The sequence below is a fragment of the Klebsiella sp. LTGPAF-6F genome (genome assembly GCF_001753185.1).
Lineage (GTDB): Bacteria > Pseudomonadota > Gammaproteobacteria > Enterobacterales > Enterobacteriaceae > Klebsiella > Klebsiella michiganensis.
This window is the reverse complement of record NZ_CP017450.1, coordinates 2,473,030-2,496,671: the sequence shown is the minus strand read 5'-3', so window position 1 is coordinate 2,496,671 and position 23,642 is coordinate 2,473,030. Positions and strand designations below refer to the sequence as shown.

22 protein-coding genes are annotated in these 23,642 nt (G+C 55.8%); 4 read left to right on the top strand and 18 right to left on the bottom strand.

Annotated features, from left to right (window positions below; translation table 11 throughout):
* Position 1: 1 nt before the first annotated feature.
* Positions 2–376 (bottom strand): YcfL family protein, encoded by a 375-nt coding sequence (locus tag BJF97_RS11640; RefSeq protein WP_014228846.1) that lies wholly within the window; start codon positions 374–376, stop codon positions 2–4.
* Between the two features lie 5 nt (positions 377–381).
* Positions 382–738: a purine nucleoside phosphoramidase gene (gene hinT, locus BJF97_RS11635; protein WP_004849924.1), complete on the bottom strand. Its 357-nt coding sequence runs from the start codon at positions 736–738 to the stop codon at positions 382–384.
* A gap of 353 nt (positions 739–1,091) precedes the next feature.
* Here hinT and fhuE point away from each other — a divergent pair, with 353 nt between their 5' ends.
* The gene (fhuE, locus tag BJF97_RS11630) at positions 1,092–3,275 is read left to right on the top strand and encodes a ferric-rhodotorulic acid/ferric-coprogen receptor FhuE (protein ID WP_032693893.1); all 2,184 of its coding nucleotides are present in this window, start codon (positions 1,092–1,094) and stop codon (positions 3,273–3,275) included.
* A gap of 99 nt (positions 3,276–3,374) precedes the next feature.
* Here the strand turns inward: fhuE and ptsG are convergent, their stop codons facing one another.
* The 15 genes from ptsG to yceD all read right to left on the bottom strand — a co-directional run bounded on the left by ptsG (position 3,375) and on the right by yceD (position 16,641).
* The gene (gene ptsG, locus BJF97_RS11625; protein ID WP_014228844.1) at positions 3,375–4,808 is read right to left on the bottom strand and encodes a PTS glucose transporter subunit IIBC; all 1,434 of its coding nucleotides are present in this window, start codon (positions 4,806–4,808) and stop codon (positions 3,375–3,377) included.
* Between the two features lie 297 nt (positions 4,809–5,105).
* Positions 5,106–5,900 (bottom strand): metal-dependent hydrolase, encoded by a 795-nt coding sequence (locus BJF97_RS11620; protein ID WP_032693892.1) that lies wholly within the window; start codon positions 5,898–5,900, stop codon positions 5,106–5,108.
* A 10-nt stretch (positions 5,901–5,910) separates the two neighbouring features.
* Positions 5,911–6,915, bottom strand: a complete 1,005-nt coding sequence (gene holB / locus BJF97_RS11615; RefSeq protein ID WP_032693891.1) for a DNA polymerase III subunit delta' — start codon at positions 6,913–6,915, stop codon at positions 5,911–5,913.
* On the bottom strand, positions 6,912–7,553 hold the full coding sequence (gene tmk / locus BJF97_RS11610; RefSeq protein WP_004849914.1) for a dTMP kinase: 642 nt from the start codon (positions 7,551–7,553) through the stop codon (positions 6,912–6,914). Before tmk ends, holB begins: the two co-directional genes overlap by 4 nt.
* Complete coding sequence (yceG, locus tag BJF97_RS11605; RefSeq protein ID WP_032693890.1) at positions 7,543–8,565, bottom strand: cell division protein YceG; 1,023 nt, start codon at positions 8,563–8,565, stop codon at positions 7,543–7,545. The genes tmk and yceG overlap by 11 nt, the downstream gene beginning before the upstream one ends.
* Before the next feature lie 2 nt (positions 8,566–8,567).
* Positions 8,568–9,377 carry an aminodeoxychorismate lyase gene (gene pabC / locus BJF97_RS11600; RefSeq protein ID WP_032693889.1) on the bottom strand — a complete coding sequence of 270 codons (810 nt, stop codon included), beginning with the start codon at positions 9,375–9,377 and terminating at the stop codon, positions 8,568–8,570.
* Positions 9,378–9,523: 146 nt separating this feature from the next.
* Positions 9,524–9,958: an IS200/IS605 family transposase gene (gene tnpA, locus BJF97_RS11595; RefSeq protein ID WP_014228411.1), complete on the bottom strand. Its 435-nt coding sequence runs from the start codon at positions 9,956–9,958 to the stop codon at positions 9,524–9,526.
* Positions 9,959–10,152: 194 nt separating this feature from the next.
* Entirely contained in the window at positions 10,153–11,394 is a 1,242-nt protein-coding gene (gene fabF, locus BJF97_RS11590; RefSeq protein ID WP_071886325.1) for a beta-ketoacyl-ACP synthase II, read from the bottom strand.
* 89 nt (positions 11,395–11,483) lie between these two features.
* Positions 11,484–11,720, bottom strand: a complete 237-nt coding sequence (gene acpP, locus BJF97_RS11585; protein ID WP_000103754.1) for an acyl carrier protein — start codon at positions 11,718–11,720, stop codon at positions 11,484–11,486.
* Between the two features lie 210 nt (positions 11,721–11,930).
* Complete coding sequence (gene fabG / locus BJF97_RS11580) at positions 11,931–12,665, bottom strand: 3-oxoacyl-ACP reductase FabG (protein ID WP_004131399.1); 735 nt, start codon at positions 12,663–12,665, stop codon at positions 11,931–11,933.
* A gap of 12 nt (positions 12,666–12,677) precedes the next feature.
* Positions 12,678–13,607, bottom strand: coding sequence for an ACP S-malonyltransferase (fabD, locus tag BJF97_RS11575; protein ID WP_032692816.1), 930 nt, complete (start codon positions 13,605–13,607; stop codon positions 12,678–12,680).
* Positions 13,608–13,622: 15 nt separating this feature from the next.
* On the bottom strand, positions 13,623–14,576 hold the full coding sequence (locus BJF97_RS11570) for a beta-ketoacyl-ACP synthase III (RefSeq protein ID WP_032692817.1): 954 nt from the start codon (positions 14,574–14,576) through the stop codon (positions 13,623–13,625).
* Positions 14,577–14,629: 53 nt separating this feature from the next.
* On the bottom strand, positions 14,630–15,727 hold the full coding sequence (gene plsX / locus BJF97_RS11565) for a phosphate acyltransferase PlsX (RefSeq protein ID WP_071846169.1): 1,098 nt from the start codon (positions 15,725–15,727) through the stop codon (positions 14,630–14,632).
* A 202-nt stretch (positions 15,728–15,929) separates the two neighbouring features.
* Positions 15,930–16,103, bottom strand: a complete 174-nt coding sequence (gene rpmF / locus BJF97_RS11560) for a 50S ribosomal protein L32 (RefSeq protein ID WP_004101077.1) — start codon at positions 16,101–16,103, stop codon at positions 15,930–15,932.
* A gap of 16 nt (positions 16,104–16,119) precedes the next feature.
* Positions 16,120–16,641, bottom strand: coding sequence for a 23S rRNA accumulation protein YceD (gene yceD / locus BJF97_RS11555; RefSeq protein WP_004849895.1), 522 nt, complete (start codon positions 16,639–16,641; stop codon positions 16,120–16,122).
* A 141-nt stretch (positions 16,642–16,782) separates the two neighbouring features.
* On the opposite strand from yceD, the gene BJF97_RS11550 reads away from it, so the two are divergent.
* On the top strand, positions 16,783–17,367 hold the full coding sequence (locus BJF97_RS11550; RefSeq protein WP_032692818.1) for a Maf family protein: 585 nt from the start codon (positions 16,783–16,785) through the stop codon (positions 17,365–17,367).
* Between the two features lie 199 nt (positions 17,368–17,566).
* Entirely contained in the window at positions 17,567–18,712 is a 1,146-nt protein-coding gene (locus tag BJF97_RS11545; protein ID WP_032692819.1) for a dienelactone hydrolase family protein, read from the top strand.
* Positions 18,713–18,724: 12 nt separating this feature from the next.
* Here the strand turns inward: BJF97_RS11545 and rluC are convergent, their stop codons facing one another.
* Positions 18,725–19,678: a 23S rRNA pseudouridine(955/2504/2580) synthase RluC gene (gene rluC / locus BJF97_RS11540; RefSeq protein ID WP_014228836.1), complete on the bottom strand. Its 954-nt coding sequence runs from the start codon at positions 19,676–19,678 to the stop codon at positions 18,725–18,727.
* A gap of 697 nt (positions 19,679–20,375) precedes the next feature.
* Between rluC and rne the strand changes: the two genes are divergently transcribed.
* Complete coding sequence (rne, locus tag BJF97_RS11535) at positions 20,376–23,639, top strand: ribonuclease E (RefSeq protein WP_032692820.1); 3,264 nt, start codon at positions 20,376–20,378, stop codon at positions 23,637–23,639.
* Positions 23,640–23,642: the final 3 nt, after the last annotated feature.

Here is a 23,642-nt window from a genome sequence, read left to right as displayed (position 1 = left end):
CTTACAGATAAAGATAAAGTCGGGCCTTGTGCGCCCCCAGAATATTGGCGCTGCCATAAAGCGTAACGGAAGAGTGCGCAGGCACCGTTATGCTGCGCGCGGACTCCAGCGGATGCATTTCCAGCCCTCTGGCGTCATACCAGAAAAAGCGATAATGCACGGTCACCGGTACCTGGCGTTCATTGAACAATCGGGTGGTCGCCGTCGCCTGAATCTCGGATGCGGTCACCGTCGGTACTTCAGCGCTGATGCCCGCTGCCAGTACGTTTGATTCCATCACCAGACTTTGCTGATCGCTGACCGGAATTTCCGGATGCGAACTGCACCCGGCCAGTAACGTCACGGCCAGAAGTGCGCCGAAGTGAGCTGCGCGCATGAATGTTAACCTTTATGAGCCAGCATCGGGCCTAACGGACGGCCGCCCAACAGGTGCATATGGACATGGTAGACCTCCTGGCCCCCGTGGCGATTGCAGTTGACGATCAGGCGATAGCCATCGTCGGCAAGCCCCTCATCGCGGGCGATTTTCGCCGCGACGGTCATCATGCGTCCCAGGGCAAGCTCGTGCTCTGCGGTCACATCGTTGACGGTGGGAATCAGGATATTGGGAACGATCAGAATATGGGTTGGCGCCTGCGGAGAGATGTCGCGAAAAGCGGTCACGAGCTCATCCTGATAAACCACATCCGACGGGATCTCCCGGCGAATGATTTTGCTGAAAATCGTTTCTTCTGCCATGACTGATTCCTTAATAATTTTTATACCGTGCTCTGGCCTGCCTCTGCAGGTAAACGCGGATGCACAGGATTCCCCTAAGAGTATGAGCGAGTTACTCCCCCTCTTTCAACCTGAATGCGTTTTTTCTTACGCGAGCAAGCGCTTAGCTGCTGACGGATTAAGCGTTTCTTCGCTGTATGCCCCCCGGTACCAGTCAATAAGACCCGGGCATAGCCGTTTTCCCGCTTGTTTACACATTAAATATTAATGCGTATATTTCTCATTTGCATTCAAAGAAAATGCAGCGCACTGACGATCTGCCGCGGCCATCGCGCCGCAGCAAATAACAACAATCACACGATCAAGGGTTTATGATGTCTCTCTCCACCAACTTTCGGGATGGGCGTAACGCGCCGTCCCTGCTTGCTATGGGTATCGCGCTGGCGATCTTTCCCAACCTCAGTCAGGCAGCCGGCACGTCCGAAGACACTATTATTGTAGAAGGTTCCGCAGATAGCGCCTCGGAGACACAAGAGCAGGACTACAGCGTCAGAACCACCTCAGCCGGGACTAAAATGGAGATGGCCCAGCGCGATATCCCGCAATCGGTCAGTATCATTACCGAACAGCGGATGCGGGATCAGCAGCTGCAAACGCTGGGCGACGTCATGGACCATACCATGGGGATCAGCAGCAGCCAGGCGGACTCAGACCGCACCAGCTATTATTCCCGCGGTTTTGAGATCGACAATTATATGGTCGATGGCATTCCGACCTGGTTTGAATCCCGCTGGAATCTGGGCGACGCGCTTTCCGATATGGCCCTCTTCGAACGGGTTGAGGTCGTACGCGGCGCCAACGGCTTGCTGACCGGTACCGGCAACCCTGCCGCGTCGGTCAATATGATCCGCAAGCACGCGACCAGCCGGGAGTTCAAGGGAAACGTCTCTGCGGAGTACGGCAGCTGGAATAAGCAGCGCTATGTTGCTGATATGCAAAGCCCGCTGACTGACGATGGCAGCGTACGGGCGCGCATTATCGCCGGTTATCAAAATAATGACTCGTGGCTGGATCGCTATAACAGCGAAAAAACGTTCTTCTCCGGCATTCTTGATGCCGATCTCGGTACGTCGTCCGCTTTATCCGCTGGCTACGAGTATCAGCGTATCGACGTGAATAGCCCGACATGGGGTGGCCTGCCTCGCTGGAATACCGATGGCAGCAAGAACCACTATGACCGCGCCCACAGCACCGCGCCCGACTGGGCCTATAACGACAAAGAGATCAACAAGGTCTTCGTCACGCTGAAACAGCGCTTTGCCGATACCTGGCAGGCAACGATGAATGCCACCCATTCTGAGATCACGTTCGACAGCAAGATGATGTACGTGGACGCGTATGTCAACAAAGCGACCGGAATGCTGGTGGGCCCCTATAGCAGCTACGGCCCGGGCTATGATTACGTCGGCGGTACCGGCTGGAATAGCGGCAAACGTAAAGTCGACGCCGTTGACCTGTTCGCCGACGGCGGCTACGACCTGTTTGGTCGCCAGCACAACCTGATGATCGGCACCAGCTACAGTAAACAAAACAACCGCTATTTCAGTTCGTGGGCAAACGTCTTCCCCGATGAAGTTGGTAACTTCTATAGCTTCAATAGCGCGACATTCCCGGAAACCAGCTGGGGCCCGCAGAGCCTGGCGCAGGACGATACCACGCGAATGAAGTCGCTGTACGCGGCGACGCGTTTTTCCCTGCTTGACCCGCTGCATCTGATTCTTGGCGTCCGCTATAACAACTGGAGCATCGAGACGCTGACCTACACGATGGAGAAAAACCATACCACCCCGTACGCCGGGCTGGTTTACGACATCAACGACAGCTGGTCGGCCTACACCAGCTATACCTCGGTCTTCCAGCCGCAGAATAAGCGCGATAGTTCCGGTAAATACCTGACCCCGGTTACCGGAAACAACTATGAAGTGGGCCTGAAGTCGGACTGGATGGACAGCCGGTTAACGACGACGCTCGCCCTATTCCGCATCGAGCAGGATAACCTCGGCCAGGCGACCGGCGGGCAAATCCCCGGCAGTAACGGCGAAGCAGCCTATAAAACCGTCGACGGTACCGTAAGCAAAGGGGTGGAGTTCGAAATCAACGGGGCGATTACCGATAACTGGCAGATGACCTTTGGGGCGACGCGTTTTGTCGCTGAAGACAATGAAGGCAATGCGGTGAATCCCAACCTGCCGCGTACCAGCGTCAAGCTGTTCACCCGCTACCGTCTGCCGGTAATGCCTGAACTGACCGTCGGCGGCGGCGTTAACTGGCAGAACCGGGTGTATAAAGATACCGCGACGCCGTACGGGACGTTCCGTGCGGAACAAGGCAGCTACGCGCTGGTGGATGTGTTCACTCGCTACCAGGTCACTAAAAATCTTGCTGTGCAGGGTAACGTCAATAACCTGTTCGACAAAACCTACGACACCAACGTCGATGGTTCCATCGTCTACGGCGAACCGCGCAACGTCAGCATTACGGCCAGCTATCAGTTCTGATCTCTGCTTAACGTGACGAAAGCCGCGGGCGCGCTTTTAACGCCTGCGGCCATTAAAAAAGGCAGCCCGTAGGCTGCCTTAGTCTCCCCATATCACAACTTAGCTGTTGCGGATGTATTCATCCATTTCAGTTTTCAGGTTATCGGATTTGGTACCGAAAATAGCCTGAACGCCTGAACCTGCAACAACCACGCCTGCGGCACCCAGTTTTTTCAGGCCAGCCTGATCAACTTTCGCCACATCCGCCACGCTCACGCGCAGACGAGTGATACATGCGTCGAGGTTAGTAATGTTCTCTTTACCGCCGAACGCGGCAATCAGAGCCGGAGCCATTTCGCTGGTCGCGCCAGCTTTGCTGTCTTCGGTGGCGTCTTCACGACCTGGGGTTTTCAGATCCAGCGCTTTGATCAGCACGCGGAACACCACGTAGTAAACAATCGCATAGCAGATACCGACGATCGGGAACAGCCACAGCTTGCTGCTGTTGCCAGACAGAACGATGAAGTCGATCAGGCCGTGAGAGAACGACGTACCGTCACGCATACCCAGCAGGATACAGATCGGGAAGGCCAGACCTGCCAGAATCGCGTGGATGATGTACAGGATCGGCGCAACGAACATGAACGAGAACTCGATCGGCTCGGTAATACCGGTCAGGAACGAGGTCAGCGCTGCGGAGATCATGATACCGCCCACTTTCGCGCGGTTTTCTGGTTTAGCAGAGTGCCAGATAGCGATAGCGGCGGCCGGCAGACCGTACATTTTGAACAGGAAGCCGCCGGACAGTTTGCCCGCAGTCGGGTCGCCTGCCATATAGCGCGGAATATCACCGTGGAAGACCTGACCTGCTGCGTTGGTGTATTCACCAATCTGCATCTGGAAAGGAACGTTCCAGATGTGGTGCAGACCAAACGGCACCAGGCAGCGCTCAATGAAGCCGTAGATACCGAACGCAACAACCGGGTTCTGGTAAGCGGCCCACTGGGAGAAAGTCTGGATTGCGGTACCGATCGGCGGCCAGATAAAGGACAGGATCACGCCAGTGAAGATCGCTGCCAGGCCGGAGATAATTGGCACAAAACGCTTGCCCGCAAAGAAGCCCAGATACTCAGGCAGCTTAATGCGATAGAAGCGGTTGAACATGTAGGCTGCGATGGCACCGGAGATGATACCGCCGAGGACGCCGGTATCCGCCAGGTGTTTAGCCGCAATCTCTTCAGCAGGTAAATGCAGAACCAGAGGTGCAACCACGGCCATGGTTTTCACCATGATGCCGTAAGCGACGACCGATGCCAGAGCGGATACGCCGTCGTTATTGGTGAAGCCAAGTGCGACACCGATAGCAAAAATCAGCGGCATGTTAGCGAAGACCGAACCGCCCGCTTCCGCCATGACGTGGGAAACTACGGCTGGCAGCCAGCTGAAGTTTGCGGAACCGACGCCCAGCAGGATACCTGCGATAGGCAGTACGGATACCGGCAGCATCAGCGATTTACCGACCTTCTGCAGGTTAGCAAATGCATTCTTAAACATAATTGAGAGTGCTCCTGAGTATTTGGTGCTTTTTTACGTTTTCACGCATTGGCCCGGGGGGAGAACCGCGCCGTGGACAGGACATCTAAGCGCCCTTTATTTATTACACAGAGTAAAATAATTACCGGGATGATTGTTTGACGGCTATCACGTTTCAATCAGACACCCATTAAAAACTGACATTGATTTACATAACTCGTGTCTGAATGTTGCCCAAAAACCTTCACCGCCCCATTTGTGGCGGTGAACTTTACTCGCTTTAGCTATTAATTACGAGCCTTAAAATAATAAGCAATATCAGAGAGGTTGCAGCCGGGAGGGGTCAATATGAAAAAGCGTCGCGAAATTTTCAGTCGTCTGTTGTGCCAGCTGCTCCAGCAATACGCCCTTGAGGACCGCCATATACTCGGCGACGTCCCGGACCATCGCCGGCTGGTTCTCTTTGCCGCGATGCGGTACCGGCGCCAGATACGGCGAATCGGTCTCCACCAGCAGGCGATCGAGAGGTACATAGCGCGCAGCATCGCGAAGCTGCTCCGCATTACGGAACGTCACAATGCCGGAAAACGAGATATAGAACCCCATATCCAGCAGCTTACCCGCTGTCTCCCTATCCTCAGTGAAACAGTGTAGTACGCCACCGCAATCCGTCACTTTTTCTTCGCGTAAAATTTCCAGCGTATCGGCGCGGGCATCGCGGGTGTGAACAATAACCGGCTTATTCAGCTCCCGGCCTATACGGATATGATCGCGAAACGACGCCTGCTGACGCGCTTTTGTTTCCGGCGTGTAGAAATAATCGAGCCCGGTCTCGCCCATCGCGACGACGCCGTCCTCTGCTGCGAGTTTGCGCAGCTCTTCAACGTCATACTCTTCATCCTGGTTTAACGGATGGACGCCGCAGGAAAAAACGACGTCGTGACGCTGCCCCACCAGCTCGCGCATACCGCGGTATCCCGGCAGCGTCGTCGCCACGGCCAGGCAAAATTTCACATCGCGCGCGGAAGCCTTTGCCAGTACATCGTCTACATCTTTATGCAGCGTTTGATAATCCAGGCCATCGAGATGGCAATGGGAGTCGACTAAAAACATGATGTCTCTCTCAGAGGTGGGATACGGGAAGAACCGCCCCGGGTTGCAGGTAATGTTCCCAGCGCAGAAGGCGCTCGGTTAGCAGCAGTTCGCGATTAATGCCGACAACGCTCAACAGCTGTTCGCGGCAGGCGCTGACGTCACGCGCAATCGCCTGCAGGCGCGCCGCCGGCAGCGCAGCGGCCAGCTGATTGACCAGTGGCCAGGCGTCCGGATTGCTGATAAGCGTAATCCCCTGCTGCCTTTTTTGCGCATCGACCAGCAGCGATGCCAGCCAGTGCAGGCGAATCGCTGCCTGTTCATGGTTCAAAATCGGCAACAGCATCAGCCAGTCGCCGTGAGTTAAAATATTACCCAGGATCTGACAAAGCTGCTGGCGCGGTGCCCAGTGAGAATCCTGCAGCAGATCCAGCGCTGCCGCTGGCGCGTTGGCGCTCAGCCGCAGCGCCGCGAGCAGCGCGTCTTGTGACATCGTCACTTCCCGCTCTAACCACGCCAGCGCGTAGCGTTCTGAAGGCGGAGCAAGGTGATACAAACGACAGCGGCTGCGCAGCGTTGCCAGCAGGCGCGCTGGCTCCTGACAGGCCAGGAAGAACCAGGTATTCTCCGGCGGCTCCTCCAGCGTTTTCAGCAGCGCGTTTGCCGCCGCATCCGTCAGCATAGCGGCATCGCCTATCCACACCACCTTCGCGCCGCCAAGCCGGGCGTGCTCATAAAGCTTTTCGCTCACCTCGCGCACGGCATCGATCCCGAGCGAGCTCTTCCCCTTTTCCGGGGTCAACGCATAATAATCAGGATGGGTACCGGCCTGCATCAGCTGACAGCTGTGGCAATGACCGCAGCTTTTATGCCCTTCCGGCTGGCGACACATCAGAAAGCGACAAAGCGCGTAAATCAGCGCATCGCTCCCCATGCCCGGCAGCGCCTGGACCATCAGCGCATGGTGGCCCCGTCCCGCCTGATAGCTGGCAACCAGCTGTTCAAAGGGCGGGCGTAACCACGGGTACCATTTCATGGGAGTTGCTCCGCAACCCACTGATTGACCACCGCACGGATGTCGCGCTCGACGGCCTCCAGCGGCTGGGTGGCGTCAACGGTACGGATGGTGGGATCCTGCGCCGCCAGTTCAAGGTAGCGCGCGCGAGTTCGATTAAAGAAATCCAGCGACTCCTGCTCAATTCGGTCAAGTTCGCCGCGGGCGCGGGCGCGCTTCAGGCCCACCTCCGGAGTCACATCAAGATAAAGCGTCAGATGGGGACGAAAGTCTCCCAGTACCGCGTCACGCAGGGTCGCCAGCATCGTCTGGTCGATACCGCGACCGCCGCCCTGATAGGCCTGGGTCGAGAGATCGTGACGATCGCCAATGACCCATTGACCGCGCGCCAGAGCGGGTTTAATCACCGTCTCTACCAGCTGTACGCGCGCCGCGTAAAACATCAGCACTTCCGCTTTATCATTAATCACTTCATCGCCGGTGGACTGAATATCCAGCACCAGGCTGCGCAGCTTCTCGGCCAGAATGGTGCCGCCCGGTTCGCGGGTAAACACCATATCGCTAACGCCCAGCTGTTTTAGCGTCTCTACCACACATTCACGCGCGGTGGTTTTCCCTGCGCCCTCCAGGCCCTCGATGACGATATAGTTACTGCGCATTTTTTTCCTTAAGTACTTTCAAATAATCCTGAACCGAGCGGTTATGGCTGGCCAGGTTGGTATTAAACGTATGCCCGCCCTTGCCGTCCGCGACAAAATAAAGATACGGCGTTTTCGCCGGATGCGCGGCGGCGTTCAGCGAGGCCTCGCCCGGTGCGGCGATGGGTCCGGGCGGCATACCGTTAATGGCATAGGTATTGTAAGCGGTCGGCGTTTCCAGGTCTTTACGCGTCAATTTGCCATTATAACTCTCCCCCATCCCGTAAATCACGGTGGGATCGGTTTGCAGACGCATGCCGATACGTAAACGATTAATAAATACCGATGCGACGCGGTCGCGCTCTTCCGGCAGCGCCGTCTCTTTTTCAATGATAGAGGCCATCGTCAGCAGCTGATTCTTATCATGATACGGCAGATTCTCCATCCGCCCTTCCCAGGCTTTATCGACCGCGGCAACCATCTTCTGATGCGCGCGCTTAAGGATCGCCACATCGCTGGTATTGGCGGTATACATCCAGGTATCCGGCCAGAACCAGCCTTCGACCCAATCGGGATGTTCCAGATCAAGGGCCTTCGCCACGGTTTCATAGCTGTCATCCGCCAGCGTATGCTTGACGTAAGGCGCATCGCGCAGCTGACGCAGGTAGTCACTCACCCGCATACCTTCAACGAAGCGCAGCGGAAACTGCGCCTCTTTACCGCTGGCGAGCAGCTGCAGCATCTGGCGTACCGTCATATCAGGCGTGAAGCGATAGGTCCCGGCTTTAAAGTGGGACAGCTCAGGCTTGATGCGCAGCAGCCACTGGAACACCCGAGGGCGGTTAATGACTTTATCGCTATATAGCTGTTGCCCAAGCGCCAGGCGCCCCGTCCCGGCCTCAAGGGTAAAGATGGTCTCTTCTTTAATCAGTAACTTACTGTCCGCCAGCTGGCGAACTTTCCACATACCGATGCCCGCGGCGATGCCCAGCACCACCACCAACAGCAGAATGAAACGTAACATTTTCTTCATGGCTAATCAGACAGCTCACACAAGGGGGCTAAAAAATGATAAAGCTCGCGCGTGGACCAACGTTTATCGTTCCAGCGGCGAACAGGCACCAGCGGCATTAATGCGTTACAGACAAGGACCTCGTCGGCTTCGCGTAACGCCTCGGGGCGCATGGTGGCTTCGACAACGCGAAACGGCGATGGTGCCAGCTTAGCGAGAATGTACTGGCGCATAATACCGTTGACCCCCGCCCGATCGAGGCGCGGGGTAAAGACGTCGGATCCTTTACGCCAGAATAAGTTCGCGGCACAGCATTCCGTAAGCCACCCGTCGCTGTCAAGGACCAGCGCTTCATCGGCGTCCGTCTGCTCAAGATGAGAACGAATCAGCACCTGCTCCAGCCGATTAAGGTGTTTGAGGCCGGCGAGCGAGGGATTGCGTCCCAGCCTGACAGGGCTCAACGTCACGGAGATCCCCTCCTCGCGCCAGCGAAGATAGTGCTCCGGCCAGGGCGATACGCTGAGGATTCTCATGGGATTCACGCAGCCGGCAGCGCTGTATCCGCGCCCCCCCGCCCCGCGCGTGATGATGACCTTCAGCACGCCATCCTGATGGGGCTGCGCCAGATGCGCCATCTCGTGCGCTAATAGCGCCCAGTCGTCGTAGGGGATAAAGAGCTGTTCACAGGCCTTCTGCAGGCGGGCCAGATGGGCTGACAGCAGCTGAACCCGGCCTCTGACGATGCGCGCCGTGGTAAAGCAGCCATCGCCGAACTGAACGCTGCGATCGTTCACCGCAAGCGTTTCACTTTCAGCGCCATTTATCAAATACATAAAAGTCTCCTTATCGCTGGCCGGTTAGTTTCGCAGGAGGAGATACATTGAACAAGCGGAGAAAACTGAATGTAAAAGACCACCTTCTGAGAAGGTGGCTTTTGAGAATGCCCCCTGTAAGGGGGGCTATTGTCACCTTCCGCTGATTACTCTAGCAATTCCATCTGCTGTTCATACGTTTGTTCCGTTTTCTCCTGATGCCTCACATATCGTCTGATAATTTCTTCATTCACTCCCACCGTATCGACAAAGTAGCCTCGCGACCAAAAATGATTCCCCCATAGCTTCTTCCTGATATGTGGAAAACGGTTATAAAGCCTGATGGCACTGCGTCCTTTTAGATGGCCCATCAGAGTTGATATCGAGATCTTTGGTGGAATGATGACGACCAGATGTACATGATCGGGCTGAACATTTAGCTCCAGAACCTCACAATCCTTTATTCCACAGAGGATATAGATCGTCCTGTACAGCTCCTTACCCAGCTTATCTTTCAGGATCCTGAATCGGTACTTGGGTGTCCAGACTATGTGGTATTTGCAACGCCAATATACATGTGATGAACTCCTGTAAAGTCCCATGTCGGTTTGTCTCCTTTTACTTGTGGTGAGTAAGCAGAGATATTCCGACATGGGCATTCTTCAGGCTATAGCCTTACAGGAGCAATCACCACCTCCCTAGGAGGTGGTTTAGGGATGACAAAAAAAAGGCCCGACGAGCGGGCCAGTTTTTCGATGAGCATTGACGTCAGCAAAGACGTGGCGTCAGGCGCGCATCACACCCTTTTAAAGATTAGCGAGCCGTTAGTGCCGCCGAAGCCGAAGGAGTTACACAGGGTATACTCCAGATCGCTAACCTGACGCGCTTCGTGCGGAACGAAGTCCAGATCGCAACCGTCATCCGGGTTATCCAGGTTGATGGTTGGCGGAACGGCGCCATCGCGCAGCGCGAGGATGGAGTAGATAGACTCTACTGCGCCCGCGGCGCCCAGCAGGTGGCCGGTCATTGACTTAGTCGAGCTGACCATGACGCGGCTGGCAGCGTCACCGAAGACGGATTTCACCGCCTGCGCTTCTGCTTTATCGCCTGCCGGCGTAGAGGTGCCGTGGGCGTTGACGTAGCCAATCTGGCTAGCTTCAATGCCAGCATCGCGAATGGCGTTCACCATCGCCAGCGCGGCTCCAGCACCATCTTCCGGTGGCGAAGTCATATGGTAGGCATCGCTGCTCATACCAAAGCCGACGATTTCCGCATAGATTTTCGCGCCGCGTTTTTTCGCGTGCTCATACTCTTCCAGCACGACCATGCCGGCGCCGTCGCCGAGCACGAAACCGTCACGCTCTTTATCCCATGGACGGCTTGCCGCCTGCGGGTTGTCATTGCGCGTGGACAGCGCGCGCGCTGCACCAAAGCCGCCTACGCCCAGCGGGGTACTGGCTTTTTCCGCACCACCGGCGACCATTGCGTCAGCATCGCCATAGGCGATAACGCGCGCGGCGTGACCAATGTTGTGTACGCCAGACGTGCAGGCGGTTGCGATGGAAATGCTTGGTCCACGCAGACCAAACATGATGGTCAGATGCCCGGCCACCATGTTAACGATTGTGGAAGGAACAAAGAACGGGCTGATCTTACGCGGTCCGCCTTTTACCAGCGAACTGTGGTTTTCTTCGATCAGGCCAAGCCCGCCAATACCGGAACCAATAGCGGCACCGATGCGGGTAGCATTCTCTTCCGTCACTTCAAGGCCAGAATCCTGCATGGCCTGAATGCCAGCGACAATTCCATATTGAATGAAGGCGTCCATCTTGCGCTGTTCTTTGCGCGAGATGAAGTCATCACAGTTAAAATCCTTTACTAAGCCAGCAAATTTCGTTGCATAGGCGCTAGTATCGAAATGGTCGATCAGGCTGATGCCACTCTGACCGGCAAGGAGAGCTTTCCAGGTAGACTCTACGGTATTGCCGACAGGAGACAACATGCCCAGTCCGGTCACAACTACACGACGCTTAGACACGGTTGTCCTCCAGGGAGGGAAAATAGATTCTTGTGGGACAAAATATAGATAAAACTCAGGCGGTCGAATGACCGCCTGGAGATGTTCACTTACGCCTGGTGGCCGTTGATGTAATCAATGGCAGCCTGAACAGTAGTGATTTTCTCAGCTTCTTCGTCCGGAATCTCAGTATCAAACTCTTCTTCCAGAGCCATTACCAGCTCAACGGTGTCAAGAGAATCAGCGCCCAGGTCTTCAACGAAGGAAGCATTGTTGGTAACTTCTTCCTGCTTAACGCCCAGCTGTTCGCCGATAATTTTCTTAACGCGTTCTTCGATAGTGCTCATACTCTTAAATTTCCTATCAAAACTCGCTTTCGCGATGGTTTTCGTAGTGTATAAAATGTTGAAAAATTTGCAACTAAATCCCGGCAGGTCTTACCACGATTTTACGCTATTTTGCGGCTGTTTGCCCTCATAACGCAAATCATTTTGTACAAAACATTACGGTGAACCGCACAGACTGCGCGGTTCCTGAGCGTTTTGCACAAATCTCGGTCAGACCATATACATTCCGCCGTTGACGTGCAGAGTTTCACCGGTGATGTAACTCGCTTCGTCAGAGGCTAAAAATGCCACCGCGCTGGCGATTTCATTTGGAGAGCCTAAGCGCCCCGCAGGAACTGCCGCCAGCGTACCCGCACGCTGCTCATCGGTCAGCGCACGCGTCATGTCCGTTTCAATAAAGCCCGGAGCAACAACGTTTACAGTAATACCGCGGGACGCAACTTCGCGAGCCAGTGATTTACTGAAGCCAATCAGACCCGCTTTCGCCGCAGCGTAGTTGGCCTGACCCGCATTTCCCATGGTACCAACCACAGAACCGATAGTGATAATACGTCCATGACGCTTTTTCATCATAGCGCGCATTACCGCTTTTGACAGACGGAAAACAGATGACAGGTTGGTTTCGATAATATCGTTCCACTCATCATCTTTCATGCGCATTAACAGGTTATCACGAGTAATCCCGGCATTGTTCACCAGGATATCAACTTCACCAAATTCTGCGCGAATATTTCCCAGAACAGATTCGATAGATGCAGGATCGGTCACATTCAGCAGCAGACCTTTACCGTTAGCACCTAAATAATCGCTGATCGCCTGCGCGCCGCTCTCGCTGGTCGCAGTACCGATAACTTTCGCGCCACGGGCAACGAGCGTTTCAGCGATTGCGCGGCCAATCCCGCGACTTGCACCGGTAACCAGCGCGATTTTTCCTTCAAAACTCATGGTTTTCCTCTTTTATTGCTCAAGCGCCGCAGACATCGCCGCCGGCTCGTTAAGCGCGGAAGCGGTCAGGGTGTCAACAATACGTTTAGTCAGACCGGTGAGGACTTTACCCGGACCAACTTCATACAGATGCTCTACGCCCTGTGATGCCATAAACTCAACGGTTTTGGTCCACTGAACCGGACTATACAGCTGGCGAACCAGGGCATCACGGATAGCATCAGGCGCCGTTTCACTTTTCACGTCGACGTTGTTTACCACCGCAATCGTCGGCGCGTTAAAGGTGATTTTCTGCAGCTCAACCGCCAGTTTTTCCGCCGCCGGCTTCATCAGCGCGCAGTGGGACGGTACGCTGACCGGCAGCGGCAGCGCACGTTTCGCACCCGCAGCCTTACAGGCGGCTCCCGCGCGCTCGACGGCCTCTTTGTTACCCGCAATAACCACCTGTCCTGGCGAGTTAAAGTTTACCGGAGAAACCACCTGCCCTTCAGCAGATTCTTCGCAGGCTTTGGCAATCGCAGCATCGTCAAGCCCGATGATCGCGGACATCGCGCCGGTACCTTCCGGTACCGCTTCCTGCATAAACCTGCCGCGCATCTCAACCAGGCGGACGGCATCAGCAAAATCGATAACGCCTGCGCATACCAGCGCAGAGTATTCGCCGAGGCTGTGGCCCGCCAGCAAAGCGGGCGCTTTACCGCCCCGCTGCTGCCAGACGCGATACAGCGCTACGGAGGCGGTCAGCAGAGCCGGCTGCGTCTGCCAGGTTTTGTTCAACTCTTCCGCCGGGCCCTGCTGTGCAAGCGCCCACAGATCGTAACCCAACGCCGCAGAGGCTTCACGGAACGTCTCTTCAATGACCGGGTAAGCGGCCGCCATATCTGACAGCATCCCGACACTCTGAGAGCCCTGTCCCGGGAACACAAAAGCAAATTGCGTCATGTTTAAATCCTTATCCTAAAAACGAACCAGCGCGGAACCCCAGGTGAAACCACCACCGAAGGCTTCCAGCAGAATAAGCTGACCACGTTGAATGCGGCCATCGCGAACGGCTTCATCCAGCGCACAGGGAACAGATGCCGCCGACGTATTGCCGTGTCTGTCGAGCGTGACGACCACGTTGTCCATCGACATGCCCAGCTTCTTCGCCGTGGCGCTGATAATACGCAGGTTGGCCTGATGCGGCACCAGCCAGTCAAGCGCAGAGCGCTCGAGGTTGTTCGCAGCTAAAGTCTCGTCCACGATGTGCGCCAGCTCGGTTACCGCCACCTTAAAGACTTCATTACCCGCCATCGTCAGATAGATGGGGTTTTCCGGTTCGACGCGATCGGCGTTCGGCAGCGTCAGCAGCGAGCCGTAGCTGCCATCCGCGTGCAGATGGGTGGAGATGATGCCCGGCTTTTCAGAAGCACCCAGCACCACGGCGCCGGCGCCATCGCCAAAAATAATAATGGTTCCGCGATCGGCAGGATCGCAGGTGCGCGCCAGCACGTCAGCGCCGATCACCAGCGCGTAATCCACCGCACCGTTTTTTACGTATTGATCGGCAACGCTAAGCGCGTAGGTGAACCCCGCGCAGGCCGCAGCGACGTCAAACGCCGGGCAGCCTTTAATACCCAACATTGATTGAATCTGGCATGCCGAGCTAGGAAACGCATGGGTACCGGAGGTGGTCGCAACAATAATCAGACCAATTTGCTCCGGCTTGACGCCCGCCATGTCCAGCGCATTCTTAGCGGCTTCAAGGCCCATCGTAGCAACTGTTTCATTCGGTGCGGCAATACGACGCTCGCGGATACCGGTACGAGTAACAATCCACTCGTCAGACGTATCGACCATATTTTCCAGTTCAGCGTTCGTACGCACGTGCTCAGGCAGATAGCTGCCGGTACCAATAATCTTCGTATACATGTACGCTCAGTCACTCTTGGGTAATATACCGGGTTAACTCAAACTGCGAGGCGTCAGTCGTTGCCGGTCATCCGGGTTTGAGGCCGGGAATTTCCGCTTCTGCCGCCTTCAGGCAATTCGAAACCTGCAGGGTATAAAGATTCCAGGCGAGCGGCAATTCGCTGAGGAACCTGCCGCTGCACAGCCTGCACTGCCTGCTCTATCGCGACGCAAAAAGCGCGCTGATTGGCAGCCCCATGACTTTTAATCACGGAACCGCGTAATCCTAACAGACAGGCACCATTATACTGGTCGGGGTTGAGGTGACTGAATCGCCTCGACAGGCTTTTTTGTAACCAACGCTTTAATAAAAGCAGCCACCACGACCTTTTTTTCCCCTCTCCCTGTGATTTCAACAGTGAAAGGAACATTCTGACAACACCTTCCATCGTTTTTAATGTGACGTTGCCCGTGAATCCATCACAAACCAAAACATCCGTCTTACCCGTCAACAATTCGTTGGCTTCCAGATACCCAATATAGTTGAGGGTTGGCAGGGTCTTCAAAACCGCCGCCGCGTCGCGAATGCTGCTGAGACCTTTCATCTCTTCTTCGCCGATATTCAGAAGCGCAACGCGGGGATCCTTAATACCGATCGCTTCTTCGGCAAGAACCGCCCCCATGATGGCAAACTGCACCAGCATTGTGCTATCGCAATCCACGTTAGCGCCTAAATCCAGCACCACCGTTTTGCCCTTCAGCTGATGCGGCAACATAGTAACCAGCGCAGGGCGCTCAATCCCCTCAATGGGCTTAAGCAGCAGCTTCGCCAGCCCCATTAGCGCTCCGGTATTACCCGCACTGACGCAGGCCTCCGCCCGCCCTTCTTTCACTAACTCAAGCGCAATGCGCATTGAGCTACCGCGACTGGCGCGAATCGCTTGCGCGGGTCGAGCATCACTGGCAATAACTGACTGCGCAGGGATAACCTGCAGACGTGAACGTTGTTCAAAATCAGCTTTGGCAAGTAATGGCGCGATAGTGTCGGGATCGCCGACTAAAAGAAGTGTGAGTTGTGAATTAGAGTTCAGTGCCTGCAATGCTGCAGGCACTGTCACGGAAGGGCCAAAATCCCCGCCCATGACATCTAACGCCAGGGTTAGACGTGTCAAGGTATCGTCGCTGCTCGGTTCGGTTATTCCCCAGTTACCCGGGGAGATCCTCACTAAGCTTCATCACGCTTTTACTCTTCGTCTTTCACGCGGCAAGTGCGTTGACTGCGCTCGTTCACACCAGTCACATAGTGAGCTATGCTCCTGGTGCTTCTCTCGCTTGCGTCTTCTTGCAACGCGAAATCCATGGAGTAATGCGTGATTACTTAGCGATAACCTTGCGACCGCGGTAGAAACCGTCGGCAGTGATGTGGTGACGCAGGTGTTTTTCACCAGAAGCTTTGTCTACAGACAGGCTGGTGACTGCGGTCAGCGCGTCATGGGAACGACGCATGCCACGTTTGGAACGGGTTGGTTTATTCTGTTGTACGGCCATGGACCTTACTCCTCAATTACTTATGCTTTAAGCTGGCTAATACGGCAAATGGATTTGGTTTTTGTGCCTCTTCAGGCAGTTCACCAAAGACCATGTCCGCGTCGGACACTTCACAGTGTTCAGAATCATGCACCGGAACTACGGGCAAGGCGAGGATGATTTCATCTTCAACCAGCGCCAGCAGATCGATTTCACCGAATTCGTTAACCTCAATCGGCTCATACGCTTCCGGCAGTGCTTCGGCCTGTTCGTCATTTCTGACGGGGCTGAAACAATACGTTGTGTGAACATGATGGGGGAACGGTTTCCCGCAACGCTGACATTCGAGGGTTACCGACACTGTCGCATCGCCGCTTAAAACGGCAAGACGCTGGTTATCGATAGCGAACGACATGCTGCATTCCACATCGCTGTCCACGCTGACAACAGAATCAGCGACACGCACAGCCTGATCACGGGTATAGATACCTTGGTAATCTAAGCGTTTTTGAGCCGTGCGAACCGGATCGAGAGTCAGGGGTAATTTTACCTTTTGCATAGGGCGCGCATATTAACTTTGTAACGTCATAGAGTCAAAGAAAAAGGCAGCCTCAGGTTGCCTTTTGCCATTTATTCGCACACATTGCGGCGCATAGTTTAAAATGATGCTCTGCGAAGCGCTATATGTGGATGAAAAAATATGTCTGAACTAATCCTCGCGTCAACCTCGCCGTGGCGGCGAATGCTGCTGGAAAAACTGTCGGTGCCTTTTGAATGCGCTGCGCCGAACGTTGATGAAACCCCGCTGCCCGGCGAACCTGCCCGCCAGCTGGTGATACGTCTGGCGCAGGCAAAGGCGCAGGCCCTTGCCGCACGCTACCCAAAGCACCTCATTATAGGCTCCGATCAGGTTTGTGTCCTGGACGGTGAAATTACCGGCAAACCGCATACGGAAGAAAACGCCCATCGCCAGCTGAGAAAGGCCAGCGGCACCATCGTCACGTTCTATACCGGCCTGGCGCTGTACAATTCCGCCAACGGTCATCTACAAACGGAATGCGAACCTTTCGACGTTCATTTCCGCCGTTTAAGCGACCAGGAAATTGAGAGCTATATCCGCAAGGAAAACCCGCTGCAGTGCGCCGGAAGCTTTAAAAGCGAAGGTTTAGGCATCACGCTATTCGAACGGCTTGAGGGGCGCGATCCCAACGCGCTGGTCGGTTTGCCGCTCATTGCCCTGTGCCAGATGCTGCGCCGGGAAGCGTTGAATCCCCTGCTCACGTAAACATGATAAAGGCCTCCCGATCCCACGCGGTCTCTTCCTGAGGCCGCGTGCCGCCGCTTTACAACGCGTTTTACCCGCTGCCCAACGGAGCAGAGCAGGTTTACCCCAACTTAATTAATGCATCGCCTGTCACAGTTTATTTTACCCGCGCCATTAGAATCCATTATGAAACGTTGTTTTATTTTTAAATGGAGCCACTATGCCAACCCGCGCTACGCTTTTGACCCTCACCCTGCTGGCCGCCGCCGGCGTTAATGCCCATGACTGGCAGCGCCAGGGCATCGTAGAGGGCAATCTCCCCGCCTCCTGGCAGCAGCTGAAAGCGCAGATGACCTACCCGGACTCGTGGCTCTCTGGCCACTACCGTGATTTTGAGCAATGGCGACAGCAGGCCCGTACGCTGCTTCGGCAGTCTCTGCTAACCCCGGCGTCGACACTCCCCTTCGCGCCGCAAACGCTGATGAGAGAAAATCGAGGCGCGTATACCGCCGAGAAGCTGGCCTTCAACGTAACCGACGATAACAGGATTGCCGCGCTGATGTTGACGCCAAATTCCCCCGGCCCTCACCCGGCAATTGTTCTGCTGCACGACCATGGCTCAAAGTTTGATATCGGTAAGGAGAAGCTAATCCGTCCGTGGAACGACGCCGCACGGCTGGCCAGCGCCGAGGCGTGGGCGGATAAATTTTTCAGCGGTCGGTTTATCGGCGATGAACTGGCGCAGCGCGGCTATGTCGTCATCGCCATTGATAGCCCGGGTTGGGGGGACCGAGGGCCGATGGTCTACGTGCAGCAGCAGGCCCTCGCCAGCAACTACTTTAACCTGGGGCGCTCGCTGGCAGGTGAAGTTGCCTATGAAGATCTGCGTACCGTCGATTTCCTCAGCACTTTAAAAACGGTTGATAGTCAACGCATTGGGGTCGTGGGTTTCTCAATGGGCGGTTTTCGCGCCTGGCAGCTGGCCGCCCTGTCTGACAAAGTCGCCGCGACTGCGGTTATCTCCTGGTTTGGAACCTGGAACGGCCTGATGCAGCCTGGCAACAACGTTTTGCGCGGCCAGTCGGCGTTTTATATGCTTCACCCTGGCTTATCCGGACGCCTCGATATTCCCGATATCGCCAGCATTGCCGCGCCAAAACCGATGCTTATTTACAGCGGCGGACAAGATAAGCTCTTCCCGGCGGAAGCCGTTAACGACGCCTTCGCAAAAGTGCATAAAGTGTGGGCGTCGCAAAACGCGCAGGATAAGCTGGAAACAAAAACGTGGCCGGAACTGGGCCACGTTTTTAATCAACAACAGCAGGATGAAGTTTTCCCCTGGCTTGCCAGGTGGCTCAAACCCTGAGCCTGAGCGCGGTCATTTCGCGTTACGCAAGACCTGCAGGCAGCGCTTAAGCTGATTATCTAAGGGGGCTTCAATGCGCATAATCTCCCCGCTACCCGGATGGGTAAACTTCAGCGCCGCCGCATGCAGAAACAGCCGGTTAAGGCCGGTGCCCGCCAGCTGCTTATCAAATTCACGGTCGCCGTAGCGGTCGTCAAAAGCAATAGGGTGGCCGGCGTATTGCGTATGCACGCGGATTTGATGCGTACGACCGGTCACCGGACTGCAGCGCACCAGCGTCGCATGGGTATAACGCTCTTCAACTTTAAAGCGCGTCTCCGAGGGTTTCCCCTCCTGGTTAACCCGCACAATGCGCTCACCGCTCTGCAGAATATTTTTCAGCAGCGGCGCCTGCACCACTTTAGTATGCGACTGCCACTGCCCGCGCACCAGCGCCAGGTAATCCTTCTGCATTCCTTTGTCGCGCAGCTGCTCGTGCAGGGAACGCAGCGCGGAGCGCTTTTTGGCGACCAGCAGCACGCCGGAGGTGTCGCGATCCAGGCGATGCACCAGCTCCAGGAAACGCGCTTCCGGACGCAGCGCGCGCAGACCTTCAATTACGCCAAAGCTCAATCCGCTGCCGCCGTGTACCGCCGTTCCGGAAGGCTTGTTAAGCACCAGGATATGATCGTCTTCATATAAAATCACATCGGCCAGCGCGGCCACTTTTTGCAGGTGTGGAGAGACCGCCTCTTCTTCCTTCTCAGAGACGCGAACCGGCGGGATGCGCACTTCGTCGCCGGCTTCCAGCTTATATTCCGGCTTCACGCGCTTTTTGTTAACCCGCACCTCGCCTTTACGCAAGATGCGATAAATCATGCTCTTCGGTACGCCCTTCAGCTGCGTACGCAAAAAGTTGTCGATACGTTGCCCGGCTTCATCATCAGCAATGGCAACCATTTTTACGCTTGGGATCTCAGTTTTCATGGTGCGCGATTCTAAATAGCCCGACGCATTAGCGCCACTCATTTTTATATGCTTATATTTATCATCATCCGGATTTCACAGTACGCTTCATCATCGTTTTGTTTGTTATTAGAACAATCTGTATACGCGGGTGAAAAAACTGTGAGTAACCGGGTGATAAAAGGTGAAAGTCAACTTGCTATAACGAGCTTAGCAATGGAATAATGATGCAGTATTCCGTGCTGAAACTTGTTAGAACAAGAAATTAGCGGAATGACCAATTTTGTCTGACCGATCATCAACGCAGCAATGGCGTAAGACGTATTGATCTTTCAGACAGTTAGCGGGCTGCGGGTTGCAGTCCTTACCGGTACAGGCTCTATGGATTTCACGTCGCAGGAAGGCGTTCACACTGGGATATCCCGGCGCTCATCTGGATCAAATGATTAAGATGAGCAGGTTAAGCCGCCACGCCTGCTGCATGAAAAACGATGGGTATAAATGGAATCTTCTCTGGTGATACATCCCAGGCAGTTCCCCTGATAAGTGCGCTGTGTTTCCGTTTGAAATACAGGCGACCGACACTCTGCGCCTCTTAAGCGCGCGACAGCCGTGAGGTTGGCGACGTGAAACAGACACGAGGCCATCGGTTTTCCCCGGTAAGGCGTTACTCTGCCCGTAGCTTAGTCGTCAATGTAAGAATAATGAGTAAGTTACGATGAAAAGAATGTTAATCAACGCAACTCAGCAGGAAGAGTTGCGCGTCGCCCTTGTTGATGGGCAGCGCCTGTACGACCTGGATATCGAAAGCCCCGGGCACGAACAGAAAAAAGCGAACATCTACAAAGGCAAAATCACTCGTATTGAACCTAGCCTCGAAGCCGCATTTGTTGATTATGGTGCCGAGCGTCATGGTTTCCTCCCTCTCAAAGAAATTGCCCGCGAATACTTCCCTGCCAACTACAATTCTCACGGTCGTCCAAACATCAAGGACGTGCTGCGTGAAGGCCAGGAAGTGATTGTCCAGATCGATAAAGAAGAGCGTGGCAATAAAGGCGCCGCGCTGACCACCTTTATCAGCCTGGCGGGTAGCTATCTGGTGCTGATGCCGAATAACCCACGCGCTGGCGGTATTTCACGCCGCATCGAGGGTGACGATCGCACCGAACTCAAAGAAGCGCTGGCCAGCCTTGAGCTGCCGGACGGCATGGGACTTATCGTCCGCACCGCTGGCGTCGGCAAATCCGCCGAAGCGCTGCAGTGGGACTTAAGCTTCCGCCTGAAGCACTGGGAAGCCATCCAGAAAGCCGCAGACAGCCGCCCTGCACCCTTCCTGATCCATCAGGAAAGCAACGTCATCGTGCGCGCTTTCCGCGACTATCTGCGTCAGGATATCGGCGAAATCCTTATCGACAACCCGAAGGTGCTTGAGCTGGCTCGCCAGCACATTGCGGCGCTGGGTCGTCCTGATTTCAGCAGCAAAATCAAACTGTACACCGGGGAAATCCCGCTGTTCAGCCACTATCAAATCGAATCGCAGATTGAGTCCGCTTTCCAGCGTGAAGTGCGTCTGCCTTCCGGCGGTTCTATCGTTATCGACAGTACCGAAGCGCTGACCGCTATCGATATCAACTCCGCACGCGCCACCCGCGGCGGCGACATCGAAGAAACGGCGTTTAATACCAACCTTGAAGCAGCCGATGAAATCGCTCGTCAGCTGCGTCTGCGCGACCTTGGCGGCCTGATCGTTATCGACTTCATCGATATGACCCCGGTTCGCCACCAGCGTGCGGTAGAAAACCGCCTGCGCGAAGCCGTCCGTCAGGACAGAGCGCGCATCCAGATCAGCCATATTTCCCGCTTTGGACTGCTGGAGATGTCGCGTCAGCGCCTGAGCCCGTCGCTCGGGGAGTCCAGCCATCACGTCTGCCCGCGCTGTAGCGGAACGGGTACCGTGCGCGATAACGAATCGCTGTCGCTTTCTATTCTGCGTTTGATCGAAGAAGAAGCGCTGAAAGAGAACACCAAAGAAGTTCACGCTATCGTACCGGTGCCGATTGCCTCTTACCTGCTGAACGAAAAACGTGCCGCGGTAAGCGCGATTGAAACCCGTCAGGCCGATGTGCGCGTTATTATCGTGCCAAACGACCAGATGGAAACGCCGCACTACTCTGTTCTGCGCGTGCGTAAAGGCGAAGAGACCTCCACGCTGAGCTATCTGCTGCCGAAACTGCACGAAGAAGAGATGGCCATGCCTTCTGATGAAGAGCCGGCCGAGCGTAAACTCCCGGAACAACCGGCGCTGGCTGCTTTTGTCATGCCTGACGCGCCTCCGGCTCCGGCCCAGGAAGAGCCGGCCAGAGCCGCGGCTACCGTTGCGCCTGCCGCATCCGCACCGAAGGCGGCAGCGCCGGCGCAGCCTGGCCTGGTTGCCCGCTTCTTCAGCGCGCTGAAAAAAGTGTTCTCCAGCGAGGAAGAGACTAAACCGGCGGAAGTTCAGGTTGAGAAAAAAGCGGAAGAGAAATCCGAGCGTCAGCAGGAGCGTCGTAAACCGCGTTCCAACAACCGCCGCGATCGCAATGACCGCCGCGACAACCGGGATAATCGCGATAGCCGCGAGAACCGCGAGAACCGCGATAGTCGTGCCGAGAACAGCGAAGGCCGCGAGTCTCGTGAAGAAAACCGCCGCAACCGTCGTGAGAAGCAGCAGCAGAACGCTGAGCCGCGCGAAATCCGCCAGACAACGGTCGAAGATAGCGAAAAAGGCAAAGCGCGCGACGAGCAGCAGCCGCGCCGCGAACGTAATCGCCGTCGTAACGATGATAAACGTCAGGTTCAGCAGGAAGCCAAAGCGCAAACCCGCGAAGAGCCGGTTGTTCAGGAGAGCGAGCAGGAAGAGCGCGTGCAGACGATGCCGCGTCGTAAACCTCGCCAGCTGGCGCAGAAGGTGCGTATTGAATCTGCTGCCGCTGAACAGGTTGTCGAGCCGGTAGCCGCGCCTCAGGTCGCCGAAGCGCCGGTCGTCCAGCCGGAAGCCGCAGCGCCGCGCACTGAACTGGCGAAAGTCGACCTGCCGGCGGTTGTTGAAACCACTGCGGAACATGATGAGAACGGTGAAGCCCGCGAATCTAACGGTATGCCGCGTCGTTCACGTCGTTCCCCTCGTCACCTGCGCGTCAGCGGCCAGCGCCGTCGTCGCTACCGTGATGAGCGTTACCCGACGCAATCCCCGATGCCGCTGACCGTAGCCTGCGCATCGCCGGAAATGGCGTCTGGTAAAGTGTGGATCCGCTACCCGGTCGTTCGCCCTCAGGACCAGCAGCAGGAAGACGTGCAGGTTCAGGAGTTCTCGACCACTGCGGCTGAGCCCGTCGTCGCGCCAGTGGCTGCCGCTGAGCCGGTTGTCTCTGAAGTGATTGCCCCGGCTGTCGCCGCAGAAAGCGCAGTCGAGCCAGTGGCCACTTCCGAGCCTGTGGCGGTGATTAGCGAACCTGAAGTTCCGGTCGTAGAAACCACGCATCCGGAGGCTATCGCCGCCCCGGTTGATGAACAGCCGCAGCTGATTGCCGAAGCCGATGAAGCCGTGGCCGAAGAAGTTGTCGCAGAAGCCGTTGACGTCGTTGCGCAAGAAGCTGTCGAACCGGAAGCTGCGGTCGCTGAACCTGTTGCGGTTGAAGAGACGGCGGTGGTTGTTGAGGAAGCGCCTGTTGTTTCCGAACCGGTGGTTGAACCTGCACCAGAGGCGGAGCCGGTCGTTGCGACTCAACCTGTTGTCACGGCTGCGCCGGTCGTTAAGGTCGCCAATCGTCACGCCACGGCGCCGATGACCCGCGCCCCAGCGCCAGACTACGTACCTGAAGCGCCTCGTCAAAGCGAGTGGGTTCGCCCGAACTTTGATTTTGACGGTAAAGGTTCTGCTGGCGGTCATAGCGCCACGCACAAAGCCGCTGCCGGACCTACCCGTCCGCAGCCCGTAGAGTAACGT

Coding starts and splice junctions, on each gene's coding strand:
- BJF97_RS11640 (WP_014228846.1), bottom strand. CDS start 376: ATGCGCGCAGCTCACTTCGGCGCACTTCTGGCCGTGACGTTACTGGCC.
- hinT (WP_004849924.1), bottom strand. CDS start 738: ATGGCAGAAGAAACGATTTTCAGCAAAATCATTCGCCGGGAGATCCCG.
- fhuE (WP_032693893.1), top strand. CDS start 1,092: ATGTCTCTCTCCACCAACTTTCGGGATGGGCGTAACGCGCCGTCCCTG.
- ptsG (WP_014228844.1), bottom strand. CDS start 4,808: ATGTTTAAGAATGCATTTGCTAACCTGCAGAAGGTCGGTAAATCGCTG.
- BJF97_RS11620 (WP_032693892.1), bottom strand. CDS start 5,900: ATGTTTTTAGTCGACTCCCATTGCCATCTCGATGGCCTGGATTATCAA.
- holB (WP_032693891.1), bottom strand. CDS start 6,915: ATGAAATGGTACCCGTGGTTACGCCCGCCCTTTGAACAGCTGGTTGCC.
- tmk (WP_004849914.1), bottom strand. CDS start 7,553: ATGCGCAGTAACTATATCGTCATCGAGGGCCTGGAGGGCGCAGGGAAA.
- yceG (WP_032693890.1), bottom strand. CDS start 8,565: ATGAAGAAAATGTTACGTTTCATTCTGCTGTTGGTGGTGGTGCTGGGC.
- pabC (WP_032693889.1), bottom strand. CDS start 9,377: ATGTATTTGATAAATGGCGCTGAAAGTGAAACGCTTGCGGTGAACGAT.
- tnpA (WP_014228411.1), bottom strand. CDS start 9,958: ATGGGACTTTACAGGAGTTCATCACATGTATATTGGCGTTGCAAATAC.
- acpP (WP_000103754.1), bottom strand. CDS start 11,720: ATGAGCACTATCGAAGAACGCGTTAAGAAAATTATCGGCGAACAGCTG.
- fabG (WP_004131399.1), bottom strand. CDS start 12,665: ATGAGTTTTGAAGGAAAAATCGCGCTGGTTACCGGTGCAAGTCGCGGG.
- fabD (WP_032692816.1), bottom strand. CDS start 13,607: ATGACGCAATTTGCTTTTGTGTTCCCGGGACAGGGCTCTCAGAGTGTC.
- BJF97_RS11570 (WP_032692817.1), bottom strand. CDS start 14,576: ATGTATACGAAGATTATTGGTACCGGCAGCTATCTGCCTGAGCACGTG.
- rpmF (WP_004101077.1), bottom strand. CDS start 16,103: ATGGCCGTACAACAGAATAAACCAACCCGTTCCAAACGTGGCATGCGT.
- yceD (WP_004849895.1), bottom strand. CDS start 16,641: ATGCAAAAGGTAAAATTACCCCTGACTCTCGATCCGGTTCGCACGGCT.
- BJF97_RS11550 (WP_032692818.1), top strand. CDS start 16,783: ATGTCTGAACTAATCCTCGCGTCAACCTCGCCGTGGCGGCGAATGCTG.
- BJF97_RS11545 (WP_032692819.1), top strand. CDS start 17,567: ATGCCAACCCGCGCTACGCTTTTGACCCTCACCCTGCTGGCCGCCGCC.
- rluC (WP_014228836.1), bottom strand. CDS start 19,678: ATGAAAACTGAGATCCCAAGCGTAAAAATGGTTGCCATTGCTGATGAT.
- rne (WP_032692820.1), top strand. CDS start 20,376: ATGAAAAGAATGTTAATCAACGCAACTCAGCAGGAAGAGTTGCGCGTC.